The 14776-nt window shown below is 45.9% G+C and carries 12 protein-coding genes; 2 read left to right on the top strand and 10 right to left on the bottom strand.

Going from position 1 to position 14776, the window contains the following annotated elements; all coding sequences use genetic code 11:
- Nucleotides 1-660: 660 nt before the first annotated feature.
- The 4 genes from glmS to glmU form a co-directional block, all read right to left on the bottom strand.
- Nucleotides 661-2493, bottom strand: a complete 1833-nt coding sequence (gene glmS, locus AC27G9_RS13540) for a glutamine--fructose-6-phosphate transaminase (isomerizing) (protein WP_487074962.1) — start codon at nt 2491-2493, stop codon at nt 661-663.
- Nucleotides 2494-2503: 10 nt separating this feature from the next.
- Nucleotides 2504-3274: a DeoR/GlpR family DNA-binding transcription regulator gene (locus tag AC27G9_RS13535; RefSeq protein WP_487074961.1), complete on the bottom strand. Its 771-nt coding sequence runs from the start codon at nt 3272-3274 to the stop codon at nt 2504-2506.
- A 142-nt stretch (nt 3275-3416) separates the two neighbouring features.
- A complete protein-coding gene (locus AC27G9_RS13530) occupies nt 3417-4259 on the bottom strand; it encodes a M61 family metallopeptidase (protein ID WP_487074960.1) in 843 nt (280 codons plus the stop codon).
- Between the two features lie 205 nt (nt 4260-4464).
- Nucleotides 4465-5826 (bottom strand): bifunctional UDP-N-acetylglucosamine diphosphorylase/glucosamine-1-phosphate N-acetyltransferase GlmU, encoded by a 1362-nt coding sequence (gene glmU, locus AC27G9_RS13525; protein ID WP_487075245.1) that lies wholly within the window; start codon nt 5824-5826, stop codon nt 4465-4467.
- Nucleotides 5827-6065: 239 nt separating this feature from the next.
- On the opposite strand from glmU, the gene AC27G9_RS13520 reads away from it, so the two are divergent.
- Nucleotides 6066-7487 (top strand): sensor domain-containing diguanylate cyclase, encoded by a 1422-nt coding sequence (locus AC27G9_RS13520; RefSeq protein ID WP_487074959.1) that lies wholly within the window; start codon nt 6066-6068, stop codon nt 7485-7487.
- On the opposite strand, the gene AC27G9_RS13515 is transcribed toward AC27G9_RS13520, so the two are convergent.
- From AC27G9_RS13515 to AC27G9_RS13505, 3 genes are read right to left on the bottom strand one after another with little or no spacing between them, the layout of a single operon-like run.
- A complete protein-coding gene (locus AC27G9_RS13515; protein WP_487075244.1) occupies nt 7477-8301 on the bottom strand; it encodes a DMT family transporter in 825 nt (274 codons plus the stop codon). The genes AC27G9_RS13520 and AC27G9_RS13515 overlap by 11 nt on opposite strands.
- Nucleotides 8302-8345: 44 nt before the next feature.
- Nucleotides 8346-8822, bottom strand: a complete 477-nt coding sequence (locus AC27G9_RS13510) for a methylated-DNA--[protein]-cysteine S-methyltransferase (protein WP_487074958.1) — start codon at nt 8820-8822, stop codon at nt 8346-8348.
- Between the two features lie 3 nt (nt 8823-8825).
- Complete coding sequence (locus AC27G9_RS13505) at nt 8826-10211, bottom strand: DNA-3-methyladenine glycosylase 2 family protein (protein WP_487074957.1); 1386 nt, start codon at nt 10209-10211, stop codon at nt 8826-8828.
- Between the two features lie 183 nt (nt 10212-10394).
- Between AC27G9_RS13505 and AC27G9_RS13500 the strand changes: the two genes are divergently transcribed.
- On the top strand, nt 10395-11519 hold the full coding sequence (locus tag AC27G9_RS13500) for a serine hydrolase domain-containing protein (protein ID WP_487074956.1): 1125 nt from the start codon (nt 10395-10397) through the stop codon (nt 11517-11519).
- Between the two features lie 31 nt (nt 11520-11550).
- Here the strand turns inward: AC27G9_RS13500 and speA are convergent, their stop codons facing one another.
- The 3 genes from speA to AC27G9_RS13485 form a co-directional block, all read right to left on the bottom strand.
- Nucleotides 11551-13464: a biosynthetic arginine decarboxylase gene (gene speA / locus AC27G9_RS13495; RefSeq protein WP_487074955.1), complete on the bottom strand. Its 1914-nt coding sequence runs from the start codon at nt 13462-13464 to the stop codon at nt 11551-11553.
- Between the two features lie 148 nt (nt 13465-13612).
- Nucleotides 13613-14029: a hypothetical protein gene (locus AC27G9_RS13490; protein WP_487074954.1), complete on the bottom strand. Its 417-nt coding sequence runs from the start codon at nt 14027-14029 to the stop codon at nt 13613-13615.
- Between the two features lie 50 nt (nt 14030-14079).
- Nucleotides 14080-14511, bottom strand: a complete 432-nt coding sequence (locus AC27G9_RS13485; RefSeq protein ID WP_487074953.1) for a hypothetical protein — start codon at nt 14509-14511, stop codon at nt 14080-14082.
- Between the last annotated feature and the right edge of the window lie 265 nt (nt 14512-14776).

The following is a 14776-nucleotide window of genomic DNA, read 5'->3' as shown; positions in this document are numbered from 1 at the left end:
CCGAACTTCTTTTTATTGTCTTGAACAGTCAGACAGAGTACTCATTTACATGCCGTAATGAGACCCCTAGTCCCTAAAAAAGTATAAATCGTCAACACTCATCTTCCACTTTCCTAAGGTAGTGTCACGAGTTTTGACCAGATAGAAATTGAATTTTCCGTTGTCTTTCTCGAGAAGAATAACTTCGTTTTGCTCAAACCACAGTGATTTGCAATCACATTTTTGTTTTGAGCAGCATTGAAAAAAATCACCCCGTAACCATGCTGATAACGAATACGCAACTGCAAATCATCACCGGGGTCATAAGTGTCGAAAGTGTTAGTTGGAAGTGGACCCAATAATTGGAACTACCAGTGCTAAGGTATATTTGCGTAAGTATTGGTGCGTATATCCATTGGTCAAACAAAGGGGCCGTCCTTTGTCTATCCTTCGTGGTATAGATTCCTATTTGAAATCATATGCTATTAGTCTACTGGTGCCTAGCAAACTTGTAGCAGAACAAAGATACAACTTACCCTAAAAAAAATGTAAACAATTCGTAGGGGCTGAAGTCTTTCGCCCCCCAACCCTGAAAACGAATTAGTATTTTACTTTCCATCTTTATTTAGACGTTTCCAACTATAATTAACGTCTACACGAACCCCTTTTTAAATCAACGATTTACTCAACCGTTACTGATTTTGCAAGGTTACGAGGCTGGTCGACATCCGTACCTTTGATAAGGGCTACGTAGTATGACAACAACTGCAGCGGAATCGTGTAGATGATTGGCGCGATAGGTTCATCACAGTGAGGAACGTTGATCACTCGCATTGTGTCATCACTCTCGAATACTGCATCTTTGTCTGCGAAAACATACATGATACCGCCTCGTGCTCGAACCTCTTCTACGTTCGACTTCAGCTTTTCAAGCAATTCGTTGTTTGGTGCAACAACGATTACCGGCATTTCGTCATCAATCAACGCAAGTGGGCCATGTTTCAGTTCACCTGAGGCATAGGCTTCTGCGTGAATGTAAGAGATTTCTTTGAGCTTGAGTGCCCCTTCCATCGCGATAGGATACTGGTCGCCACGCCCTAAGAACAAGCTGTGATTTTTGTCTGCGAATTCTTCTGCTAAATCTTCAATGCCTTGAGTAATGGCGAGGGTTTCTTCCAGTTTACTTGGCAAGCTAGATAACGCCTTCACGATGTTTTCTTTGTCTGCCAACGTCATCCCCTGATGTTGTCCTATGGCTAGCGTGAGCATCAAAAATGCCGTTAGCTGAGTGGTGAATGCTTTAGTTGAGGCCACACCAATTTCGGCACCGGCTTTCGTCATAAAGGCTAAATCAGATTCACGCACCAATGATGAACCAGGCACGTTACAGATGGTCAGACTCGCTGTGTAGCCTAACTTTTTAGCAAGGCGTAATGCGGCTAAAGTATCAGCGGTTTCACCTGACTGAGAAATGGTTACCAATAGGCTGTTTGGGTGAACAACCGATTTGCGATAGCGGAACTCAGAAGCGATTTCGACATTACACGAGACGTTGGCGTACTGTTCCAACCAATAACGTGCCGTCATTCCTGCGTGATAGCTGGTGCCACAAGCAACGATTTGTACGTGTTTGACTTGGCTTAAAATCTCTTCAGCACCCTCACCAAAAATTCCTTCAACCAATCCAGTATCAGTCACGCGATTTTGCAAAGCGTTTCGTACAACAGTGGGTTGCTCATGAATCTCTTTTAGCATGTAGTGACGGTAACCACCTTTGTCGCCAGCATCATGTTCAACAGACGACTCAATGATTTCGCGTTCCACGGGGTTACCCTCAGCATCATAAATCGATACCGAGCGGCGAGTAATCTCTGCCACATCACCTTCTTCAAGAAAGATAAAACGACGGGTCACTGGCAACAACGCCATTTGATCAGAAGCAATAAAGTTTTCACCCAAGCCCAAACCAATAACGAGCGGACTACCAGAGCGAGCAACAACAACCCTTGACGGGTCTTGTTTATCCATAATTACGGTGCCATAAGCGCCGTGGAACTGTTTAACCGACGCTTGTACAGCGCTCAGTAGAGTTTCGTGATTCTCGAGCTCAGAGTGCACTAAATGGGCAATGGTCTCGGTGTCAGTGTCACTGGCAAAAAAGTAGCCTTTTGCACCGAGTTCTTCGCGTAGTTTGAGATAGTTTTCAATGATTCCATTGTGTACCACCGCGATTCTCTCGTTGGAACTGTGTGGGTGAGCATTTTCTTCAGTCACACCACCGTGAGTTGCCCAGCGGGTGTGAGCAATCCCCGTAGAACCAAGCGCCTCTTGTGCACCAACAGCGTCAACCAGTTCTTGCACCTTACCTGTACGGCGAATACGCGTCAGTTGCCCTTCTTGTGTGAGCAAAGCCACACCAGCCGAGTCATAACCTCGGTATTCAAGACGCTTCAATCCCTCTAGTAGAATTTCTACGACATTACGCTCTGCTACCGCACCTACAATGCCACACATAGTTCGTTCCTCACTGAATTTGCTCGGCGCATATTACTTCAACGCCATGGTGTTTAATTTTTTCTACCGACGACATACCTACATTATCGTCAGTAACTAATACTGAAATCTTGTCCCAATCTAGCTCAATGTTGGGTATTTTTCGCTCTAACTTTTCCGATTCCGCCATTACCACAACATTGTTGGCAACTTCTGCCATGGTTTTACTTAGCTGTGTTAATTCGTTAAAAGTAGTTGTTCCTCTATCGACGTCGATGCCTGCGGCACCCAAAAACGCATGGTCAAAGTTATAGGCTCTTAACATTTGTTCCGCCATTGCACCTTGAAACGAGTGGGACTGCGGATCCCAAGTTCCACCAGTCATGAGTACTTTGGGCTCGTTTTCCCACTCTAGCAAGGTGTTGGCTACTTCCATAGAGTTCGTCATCACCACCAAGCCTAGTTTCTTTTTTAACTCAGGTAACAATGCTGCTGTCGTACTGCCACTATCAATAATAATTCTATCGTGATCGTTTATCAGCGCTGCGGCAGCTCGAGCAATTACTTGCTTGCGAATCGAAAACTCTGGCGTCGTTAGCTCAGCAGATTCTTTTGGCAATGGCACTGCGCCGCCATACTTACGGAGTAGAAGGCCATTATTCTCTAGTTCGGCTAAGTCTTTTCGAATCGTAACTTCCGAAGTAGAGAACTCTTTTGCCAACGATTCGACATACACTTCGCCTTCCAGCCCAAGCTTTTCAATGATCAATCGACGACGTTGTTGAGTGTTTCGCTTTTGCATAACAAGCCTAATTCGCAACCATAACTTTCGGTTCGAAACAAATATAGTCCAAAAAAACAATGAATGAAACAAATATTTTCGAAACGAAACCAAATAATGAACACTTAGTATCGTCCTGAAAGTAAAAAGTTTCGTTAGTTAGTTACATACCTTGGTATAAGTTTTGACGAAGTTTCGATAGCGAAGCATCATTAGTAAGGCGAAGAGAGTTGTTAGCACCAACCACTCCCAGTTCATCCAAGATAGGCTGTGCATCTGGCATGCGGGTAGAGTGTCGATACTGCAGAAATAAGGCATTAAAGGCAGTACTTTGTGAAAAGGTCACAAGCTGAGCGATGATTTCGTTCGCTGACATATGTTTCGTTTCGCAACATGCTTTTAAGTGCGCAAGAAACTGATCGAGTGAGGATTCGTGATAACGTCGTAAATCCACGTCAACTGTAAGCCAAAATAACGCGCCAGACCAATAGGTACGCATGATCTGCCCGCGAGCACGGTTGTCGCCGGCTCGCTTCAAACTCAACACACTGCCTTTTACCTTTGCTCCACGACCAAATCCAGCCACCAGCTTTTGCCACATTTTTTGCTCGGTAAAATATCCAGCTCTACCTTGCAGAATATTTTGATAATAGGATGCCAGCCCCTCAGACAACCATAAATCTCCCCATCCGCGATAAGGGATCAACAAATGGCTTAGCTCGTGAAACAAAGTCCAATCATTGATGAGTTTGTCATAACCGAGTGCTGGATTGATTGTCAGAATTACTTGATTGGGATCCGTGCGTTTGATTTGCCCCCAAGGTACAGGGGAACGAGACCCTGTTGAGCGTGACAGCTTAACTAACAGTTGGTCTTTGGGTAGTTCACCGTAAACCAAGGTCAGCGCTTGGTGCACGTCGTTAAGCCACTTTTGCGTGTCTGCTTGCTCTTTTTGCGACATGTCACTTGGCCATTCGATATCCACTCGTTGAGAGTCAAACAGCAAAGTGCTTACCTTTGCGTGAGCACAAGGTAAAAATAACAGGAGAAACAAGCAACCCAAAATGCGCATAGCGAGCCAAAAACGAATGGAACGTTAGTTGAGGCTAAGCGTTTTTGAAAATGAACGTCAGTGTTTTTCGATGAGTGGGCAATCGGCGAGTTAAACGCCGATTGCAAGGGATTATTAGAGAGTTTGTGATAGACGAACGCTACGATTTTTTCGTTGGGCGTTGCCAGTCTTTAATATTGCGTTGCTTAGCACGAGCTATGGCTAGCTCGTTGTCTTCAACGGTTTTGGTAACAATTGAACCCGCTCCCACCGTTGCGTTATTGCCAACTTCAACCGGAGCAACCAGTGCTGAGTTAGAACCAATAAACGCGTTTTCACCAATTAACGTTTTAAATTTATTCACACCATCGTAGTTGCAGGTAATCGTGCCAGCACCGATATTGGCATTCGCCCCCACTTCCGCATCACCCAAGTAAGTTAGATGGTTGGCTTTTGCGCCTTCACCCAGCACCGCTTTTTTCATTTCAACGAAGTTGCCGACTTTCGATTTGGCTTTCATCACCGCTCCCGGGCGAAGGCGGCCGTATGGCCCAACCGTGCAAAACTCTCCCACTTCAGCTTGTTCAACAATACTGTTCGCCTCGATAACTGCATTATCAGCTATGGAGCAGTTTTTGAATACGCAGTTCGGGCCAATCACTACGTTATTGCCCAAGGTTACATTACCTTCAAAAACACAGTTCACGTCTATAACAACGTCGGTTCCTGTGGTAAGTGTACCGCGGATATCAATTCTAGCCGGGTCTGCCAAGGTTGCTCCACCCATCATAAGTGCTTGAGCTTGTCTTGCCTGTAATGCTCTCTCAAGTACTGATAGCTGTGCGCGATTGTTCACGCCCTCGGTCTCAACCGACGAATCTGGATGCGCCGCTTTGATAGATTTACCTTCGCTAGCCGCCATTGCGATAACGTCAGTTAAGTAATACTCACCTTGCGCATTGTCATTACTCAACAGCCCCAACCAACGCTTTAAATCTTTGCCTGACATCATCATCATGCCAGTGTTGATCTCTTTGATTTGACGCTGTGCGTCTGTCGCATCCTTGTGTTCAACGATGGCGACAATATTATCGCCGTCTCTAACGATTCGTCCCATACCGGTAGGGTCTGAAAGCTCTACAGTTAGCAGCGCAAGATCAGCCTCTTTTTTGACATCAACTAAACGCTCTAACGTCGATTGCTGAATCAAAGGTGCATCTCCAACCAATACCAATACATCCTCGTCATCTTTGATGTGAGGTACTGCTTGTGCTACCGCATGACCAGTCCCTAATTGTTCGGCTTGTAAGCACCAGTTTAGGTTGTCACCCGACAATTCAGCTTTGAGCTGATCTCCACCGTGGCCGTAGACTAAATGCACGGCTTGACTGTTCATGTCTGTTACCGTGTTAATGATACGCTGCACCATCGGAATGCCACCGACCTTATGCAAAACTTTAGGCAACGCCGACTTCATCCGAGTGCCTTTACCTGCTGCCAAAATTACCACTGAAAATGCCATTTTCTCTCCACCAATGCGCAAAGGGTCAAATACGTAAAACAATAGTGTATCGAAGACTTGCGCGAGAGTCAGTGAATTTAAGCTCACTCCGTTAACAAGCTTTATTGGTTGACCAATATAAAAGTTGGTCAAACTGGCAGCAAATGAAATCTGAGGGTATGATGTGAGAAAGTACATGGAGTCGTATCACTACATGAAGATAAATGGAAAATCACCCACTCATGGAGAGTACTTAAGTTGTGAACGTCTTTAGGACCCTACACCGAAGTATACTACTACTGTTTGCCGTCGTCGTTATTGCGATTGTGACCCTAGTACACTTCAGCATTTCAAAAATCGTTGCTGAGCAAAGTCGAGCCCAGCAGCAATCTCTGTCTCCTGCAATATCTTTGATTGTAGAGCAGCTACTCAAACCTCTGCATATATCTGAAGCCCTCGGAAAATCGAGAGAGTTGGTAGCACTGATGGATACCAAATCACCAGATTCCGACGCCATTTTTGATGCACTCGTTCGCATGGAAGAAGAGTTCGGCATGGTATTTTTTATTGCCAGTGAAAAAGCCCGAACCCAATACAATTCAGATCGTACGACAATTGAGTTAGTGCCAGGTGAAGTCAACTGGTACTTCAAATACAAAGATGTACCAGAAAAAGCCGTCGCAGATATCGGAAAATGGGAAGACACCCACTTTTATATCGACATCAAAATCTACAACGACGACGATGAGTTCCTTGGATTCTTTGGTATAGGTAAAAGCCTCAACTCCTTTATCAACCTATTTGAAGACTACAAAAAGCAGTACGGCTACGACTTTTTGTTTGTCGACGCCAACGGCGACATCATGCTGTCATCAGATGCTGACTTGATTGCCGAGTATTCGGATTTCACTAATCTTGCCGAACTTCCATGGTACGCGGCGTTACCGAGCGACGTGCAATCAGAGCGAGAACTGAACAACAGACTTGTGAGAATTGACGAACAAGACTACTTGGTTGCAGAAGTGAGACTCAACCAGTTCGATTGGACCGTATTTTTGCTCAGCCCTCTTAGTCAACGGCAAACCGACATTTCACAAGCCTTTATTTTCAGTGTAGTGACCTTACTTGTCGTTATCTTCGCGTTGTTTTTGTTGATCTACAACTTATTGTATTACTTCAAAAAAGACATGCGCCCAGAGCTGGTCATTCGCAATACTAGCCGCCTGCCAGACCGTTATGATATTGAGCGTGATTACAACAGCGCCGTAGAAAAATACAACTCGGTCAGTGTGGTCATTGTCGATATCGATAACCTCTCTTTTATCGTCGACACTTATGGGCGCAATATCGCGGACGAGATCCAAGACAAAATAGCGGGGTTCATCAGTGTGAACTTGCGCGAACAAGATGTACTAGGGCTTTGGAGTAGCGAAGAGTTTGTCATACTGCTGCCAGAAACCGGGCCACATGAAGCGTTTGATATCGCCCAGAATTTACGTCATGGAGTCGCTACCATGACGCCTCCGGCTTCACACCCTCAGTTATCGATTACCGCTTCGTTTGGCGTGTCGTTCACCGCCAGCTATCGCTCACTTAACGAAGTCTCAGCGCATGCTGAAGATGCGCTGTACCAAGCTAAACGCGATGGTGCAAACCTCGTTCGCATGCAGCTTATCGACTAACAAACATCTGCTTTAACCGCTCGGGTACTCGCAGGGTACCCGAGGTCAATGCGACCCCCAGCAATATCAAACCACCGCCACTGACTACGGCAAGCGACAGAGATTCTGATAGGAATAATGCGCCCCAGATCACACCGAAAAGGGGGACGAGATAAGCCACAGAAATGGCGCGAGTAGGCCCAACATTGGCAATCAGATAAAAATACATCAAGTAAGCAATGCCAGTACCAAATACGGCCAGAGCGGTAGCGCTCCACCACGCTTGCGTACTTATCGGCGCCTCAGGCCAAGTAAAGAGTGCAAATGGCAATAACATCAAGGATGAGTACAACTGGCTGCCAGTGGCAATTGCCAACGCGCCTTTACCCGACAACCATTTTTTCATCATAGACGCGGCGATACCGTAACCTAACGTCGCACATAATGCGGTAACTATAGGCAATAGACTGATGTCATTTCCGACCTTGTGATAGCTAATCAAAATAACGCCACCAAAACCAAAAACCAGCCCCATCAACCGCGTAAAATTGAGGCGGTCCTTTAGCCACACAACAGCAACAATCGCACCAAACATAGGTGCTGTGGCATTTAAAATGGCGTTAACCCCACTGTCTAAATGTAGGCTGCTGTAGTTGAATAATACAAAAGGAATAGCCGTGTTAGCTGCACCAACCGCGACTATGGGTCGCCATAAGGTGAACATATCACGCCAATTTCCGGCGCGAATCAAAAAAGGCAGTAACACTACTGTTGCGAGTAATGTTCTCACTTCTACCAAGGCGTAAACGCCAAATTCTGGCGCGGCAATTTTCATAAACAAAAATGACCCGCCCCAAATTGCACCAAGTACCAGTAAAATTAAGTTGGCTCGAAGTTCAGGCACTGCGTTAATGCTCCCTCTAATGTGAGTAATTGTTCTTTTGCTCGCAATCCACCTGCATAACCGGTAAGTGCGCCGTTTTTTCCGATAACACGGTGACATGGTACTACAATGGAAATCGGATTTTTGCCATTTGCCAAACCCACTGCTCGCACGCCTTTGGGGTTGCCGATCTGATTGGCAATATCTTGATAAGAGCGAGTCTCACCAAACGGAATGGTCAGCAAGGCGCGCCACACTTGTTGTTGAAACTCAGTACCGACTGCCGCCAACACCAAATCGAACGTCGTGCGTTCGCCGTTGAGGTATTGCTCTAACTGTAAAACGGCTTGCTGTGTGTGAATATTCGGATGGCTCGTGCCTTTTTCGTCAACCATCACAATAGACGTTATGCCCGCGTCACTCGCGCTCACTTGCAGCCAACCTAGAGGCCATTGTACGTAATCTTGATACATAAGTTACTCCTTTATTCGGTCACTCAAAGCCCACAATTGCAGTGTTAAGTAGCTTCGCCACGGTGCGCCATTTTGTGGCGTAATGGGGGTACGAGACTGCATCTTTTTAACGATCAGATCGCCACCAAGGTATACGTCTGGCCAGCTTCTGCCGCGCAGCGAAATATAGTCCAATGTCCATTGACCAATACCTTTAATAGCCAATATTTGGGCGTCTTTTGGGCAGTCATACTCACGGTACAGCGCAGCAAAATTCCGCAGCGCCTCTTTGCGAGCGCCTGGCATCGATATGCATTCGAGTGATGCCGTCGCTATGTTTTCAGGTAAGGGAAAAGCGGTTCCGTAAGGTGTGCTCTCACCGTATTCTGCAACAACTTTGTTAAGTAGATTAATCGCCGCCGTCACGCTGACTTGTTGGCCGAGGATAGCACGCACACCCGCTTCAAACTCATTCCACACCCCCGGTTGTCGCATACCCGGGTTGATATAGGTTTGCGCCAACCCTGTTTTTCTCAAGGACTCCGCAATGATCATAGGATCGGCACTTAAATCCAGTAAGCGCTTGATGTTAGCTATCACCGGACGAAGTATCGTTAAATCCGACACTTGCACTTCAACCGCGAAACCGTGCTTTTGAGCGACATGGGTTGCTTTAAATCGCCCGATCCCTTTGCCATAGGTAAACACTTTAGCAAAACTCTGCTCGTCGATAGCCTCGGTATTGTGAATCAATCGGCGTTTGAGAAATTCGCGTATCGCCTCCCAATCATAAGGCGGCCGATACGACAAGAAGAGCGAGATACTCTCTGGCGTTTCACTCGCGTGTTGTGCTCTCAGCTGAGAGGGGGTTTTATCCAATATCTGCTGGCACAAGGACTGCAATCGTCTCGCAGAATTCAGGCCGGAAGCAAGGGCAATATCAGTGACTGGCAACATGGTTTGTTGGAGAAGTTGTTTAGCAAATAGTGCTTGGTTATACCGGCGGTATTTTTGTGGTGATAGCCCTAAGTTTTCACTCACCAACTTATGCAGATAGCGTTGAGAAATACCCAGACGTGCGGCGATGTCAGGAATGGACTGTTCATGATTTTCGGCCAGTAAGGATAGCCCACGGGATAAGGTTGTATCAGCGCCTTGCCACGCAGGCGAACCAGGTGCGCTATCTGGACGGCAACGCAAACAGGGACGAAAGCCAGCATCCAATGCTTGTGAAGCAACGGTGTAGTAATCGACGTTCTTTTCCATCGGTAGCGGCGCCGGACAAATTGGACGGCAAAATATCCCTGTTGACTTAACCGCCACGAAAAAAGCCCCATCAAACCGGTAGTCTCGGGCCATTCTTGCCGCGGAATAACGTTGGCATTGTTGCTCGTCTGTCACCTTGCTCATCGTTGCCACCCTATGCCTGAATAATAGGATCAGTGTATCCCATCACACTGGGTCTAGTGCGACAAAATCGGCACTGAATGTGGATAAAGTTGATAAAGCGCTTGCGACTTCGCATAATACTCGGCTGAGTCACTTGTCGACGCTAAATGACAATAACAACACGCGACCTAAATAAGCGATTTCATGATTAATGTTTTTCTAACACGCTGCGTAGCATTTTTTTGCCTACTGTTTTTTCCGCTCGCGGCCAGTGCGACAGACGCGTGGTTAAAAAGCTATGCAAATTACGTCAGGTCTCAAGCGGTTAAATACAAGATTCCTGGCTATGCCTTTGTGTTTTACGAGCAAGGCAAAACGCCGCAGATTTTTGTCTATGGCAAAACGCACAATAAAGGGAACAAAATCGATGCTGAAACTCGCTTTCGCTTGGCATCGGTATCCAAAACCTTTACCGGTGTGTTAATGGCCAAACTAGCTCGACAACGCACATTTTCCCTTGATACGCCCGTTGAAACCTTGCTGCCTGAGCTCGATTTTACTGGTAAGGGTATGGACGGGTTGCAGTTACAGCACATTGTTGGCCAGTCGAGTGGCTTCATGCCAAATGCGTACGACAATTTAATTGAAGCCGATTACTCCCTCACTCGAGTGCTCAAACAATTATCAACCCTTGAACCTCTTTGTGCGCCAGGTAAATGCTATACCTACCAAAACGCCTTGTTTGGAACCATTGAAGCCTATTTTAATAGCCAAAACACCTCTTATCATCGGCAATTACAAGAGCAGCTATTCATTCCTTTAGGCATGACAGGCGCAAGTGCGGGTAAGGGTGCTTTGATTGCGAAAGACAACTGGGCGCGACCGCATATCGCTATCGCGCGTAACCGCTGGAGAGAAGGAAAAATAGAAAGTAACTATTACCGTTTCTCACCCGCTGCGGGCGTCAATGCCAGCATTCGAGACATGACGATATGGCTACAAGCAATGCTGGGCGAATTCCCTACTGTTGTGCCTGACGCCATTATAGAAGATGTCACTACGCCTAGAGTGAAAACCACTAAAGAAATCTACCGCCGTGGCTGGAAACGCCATTTATTCGATGCGCACTACGGTTTGGGTTGGCGCATATACAATTTCGAAGGTGAAACCTTGGTGTATCACGGTGGCTGGGTAAAAGGGTATCGCGCGGATGTCGCCTTTATGCCGGATAGAGGCGTTGGGTATGTGATGCTGATGAACGCGGAATCAAACATGATAAACAGCACAACTGCCAAATTATGGGATAGCTACTTAGACCAGGTTAAATAAACGAAAAAGGGCGCGAATGCGCCCTTTTGTTTTATGTATCCGTTTTGAGGTAGGTATAGCCACTTAAACAGTTTTCGTAGAAATCGGTCCAGCGCACACCCTCTCTAGGCTTGATGTCACCTTTAGCTACATGCTTATCAATGCGGCGTTTGACGTCTGATGCCATCGCTCGCGTGTTGTATTGCATGACTGACATCACATCGTCTACGGAAGACCCTTTCACAATCTCCTCAATGTAGAAATCTTCTGGGTCATCGTCGTAACTGAAAATGTGTATTTCATTTAACCGACCAAACATATTGTGCATGTCGCCCATCACGTCCTGATAAGCACCAGTGAGGAAGATTCCCAAAAAGTAGGGCTCACCGTTGAGGCGATGCAGCGGCAACACATCGGTGATTTCACGACCATTGGTAAATTGATCAATTTTGCCGTCACTGTCACAGGTAATATCCACCAGTGAACAATTCACTTGTGGACGCTCGTTCATTCTCATTAATGGTACAACTGGCAACAGTTGATCAATAGCCCAAGAATCGGCAGCGGATTGAAATACTGAGAAGTTGCACAAGTATTGCGATGACAACGAGAAGTCCAACATCTGGAGCTCTTCGGGAGTATATTCATCGTCGGCATAGTGCTCTTGCAATCGCACCATCACTTGCCAATACAAGGTTTCGATTACCGCCAGCTCTTCCAGTGACAACACACTTAGCTTAAACGCATCTAATGCTTGCTCTTTCCACTGTGAAGCATCGTTGAACACTTCCTGCTTGTTGGTTAAGTCATCAAACCCCGTTACCAATTCGCGAATGTTTCTCACAAACATATGTTCGCCGTCTTTCGGCGTGGTATCCATATCGGCGCTGTTAGAGCGAATTTCACCGACGATTTCAGTGATCACACAGCTGTGATGCGCTGTCACAGCACGACCACTTTCACTCACCAAATTGGGATGGGGGACACCTTCCATGTCACAGATTTCTTTCATGCCATAAACGACATCTGAGACATATTCTTGCATGTTGTAATTGCGCGACGATTCATTGGTCGAATTACTGCCATCGTAATCGATGCCTAGGCCGCCACCAACATCAACGTAGCTCAGCGGGAACCCCATTTTATGCAGTTCCGCGTATATTCTCGCCCCTTCGGTAATCGCTTCTTTTACCGCACGGATATCGGTTAATTGGCTACCGATATGGAAGTGAAGCAAGTTTAAGCAATGTGACATCCCTTCAGATTCAAGGTATTGCGCCGCTTTGATAATTTCGGTGATAGTGAGCCCGAACTTCGCTCTTTCACCACTTGAGCTTTCCCATTTGCCGCGGCCCTTCACTGTCATTTTTGCTCGAACACCAATCATAGGTTCGATTTCGAGCTCTTTAGCAATTTTCACTAAGAGTAGAAGCTCAGTAAATTTCTCGACGACAACAACCATACGACGCCCGAGTTTGCGCCCTAGTAACGCTAAACGCATGAACTCTTCGTCTTTGTAACCGTTCAAAATGGTGAGCGAATCTTCATTGGTATTCATCGCTAATACCGTCAGTAATTCCGCTTTTGAGCCCGCTTCTAGCCCGTAGTTAAAAGCTTCACCGGCATCAACAATTTCTTCCACCACTTCACGCATCTGGTTAACTTTAACCGGATAAACGCCATTGTAATGCCCGTTGTAGTCAGCTTCTTTGATGGTGTTAATAAACACCTTATTCAGGTTCGCGACTTGCGAGCGCAGTACGTCGTGAAAACGCACTACCACAGGGAATTGAATCCCTTCTTGTTTGATTTCATTGATGACCGATTGGAAATCAATGCGCATATCAGTATTACTAGGATCAGGAGTAACCTGTACGTTGCCGTTGTCACCGATGCGGAAATAACCACCACCCCAGCGAGATACACCGTACAATTTCTCAGCTTCTTCGATGCTCCAGTCTGCCAATGCGACCTCTCCTAAAACAAAAAACGCCTACCCATAGGTTGGCGTATAAAAATGCAAAAAAAGTGCTTATCTAGATGATCCGTATTATAGACAAGATGACTTTTGGCGCTACGAAAATCGCACCGCAAATGCATCAAAAAAACCAGTTTTATGGCTTTTTATCCAACCAATTTGCCAATGTGGTATCAAAATCGATGTCATTATGCTTTTTTGCCCACTGTTTCAAGTGGTCTACTCGGGTGAACCTGTCTAGGGTAAAACGAAAATTGGAAAAGTAGGGCAACAGGTAATTTGCTTGATGCGTTGAATCCATCAGCCAACATTCGCCTTTTTGGCCGCGTCTATCAAGCACGAGGTTGTCTTTCACGGTTGCGTACTTAACTTCGTCAGTCACCCGCCAGCCACGCATATCGACAATAATATAAAATGACCGGCCTTTTTGCGCTGACAAAGCTGAAGATGCCTCGGCAAGATAGGCGATATCGGTAGACAAATCCCACTCGCCTGTTGTTCTGGCGAGGATGAGGTTACCGTGAATGTGAATCGAATATTTCGCAGATGCCATAGCTACCACATTAAACGAGACATGCTGAAGATTACTCTACTAGGCTACCATCAAGAATCAATATCAGGTGGCATGTTTAACCAATGTTTTACGGCATCGATTTCATAATCACCAATCGATTGCCGCTCTAACCACGTAAAAATTGTTGCCATATCGCTACTGCGAACAAAATCTAATGAGGGTGACTCAACATATTGCAACAGGTGTTCGGAGTCCTTGGGACTATCAATTATCCAGCTTTCCGCCACTTGCGATCGCCTGTCTAATACCACCTTGGTTTTGAACTCAGAGTTTTTCACTTCATCGGGACAAACCCAGCCTCGCATATCTACGACGACGATAAAATTTCGAGTTTTAAATTTTGCGAAGGTCTCAGCCAAGTCAGTTACGTAGGCGATATCGGTCACGATATCCCAATAACCACTCTTTTTTACCAGCACTACTGACGCCAATGTTTCTACAGAGAAAAACGCTTTATTCAACTACTCACTCCCGATACCAAAAACGGCAATTCAATAGGGTATCTTAGGGCGTGTTGAGTTTTGGTCTGCAGGTTTTGTTCTCTTTGTAATGTACAAATGCTGCAAAATCGAATACCAAAAGCCAGCACGTCTAGACTAAGTGTATACACACATTTTAAGATGCGCTAAGAATTGCTCGCTTTTTAGTCAACGGATTAAAATAATAGTTCCAAAATTGTTCATCTAACGCTGAGTGGATTACTATGGCGCGATAAATATGCCTTAC

It is taken from the genome of Alteromonas sp. 5NS40-0096, assembly GCF_057544385.1.
This window is presented reverse-complemented; position numbering and strand designations above follow the sequence as displayed.

Bases quoted from the DNA above. Each gene is read 5' to 3' on its own strand.
- AC27G9_RS13505 (WP_487074957.1), bottom strand. From the start codon at position 10,211: ATGAGCAAGGTGACAGACGAGCAACAATGCCAACGTTATTCCGCGGCA.
- AC27G9_RS13490 (WP_487074954.1), bottom strand. From the start codon at position 14,029: ATGGCATCTGCGAAATATTCGATTCACATTCACGGTAACCTCATCCTC.
- glmS (WP_487074962.1), bottom strand. From the start codon at position 2,493: ATGTGTGGCATTGTAGGTGCGGTAGCAGAGCGTAATGTCGTAGAAATT.
- AC27G9_RS13535 (WP_487074961.1), bottom strand. From the start codon at position 3,274: ATGCAAAAGCGAAACACTCAACAACGTCGTCGATTGATCATTGAAAAG.
- AC27G9_RS13510 (WP_487074958.1), bottom strand. From the start codon at position 8,822: ATGTATCAAGATTACGTACAATGGCCTCTAGGTTGGCTGCAAGTGAGC.
- AC27G9_RS13515 (WP_487075244.1), bottom strand. From the start codon at position 8,301: ATGAAAATTGCCGCGCCAGAATTTGGCGTTTACGCCTTGGTAGAAGTG.
- glmU (WP_487075245.1), bottom strand. From the start codon at position 5,826: ATGGCATTTTCAGTGGTAATTTTGGCAGCAGGTAAAGGCACTCGGATG.
- AC27G9_RS13500 (WP_487074956.1), top strand. From the start codon at position 10,395: ATGATTAATGTTTTTCTAACACGCTGCGTAGCATTTTTTTGCCTACTG.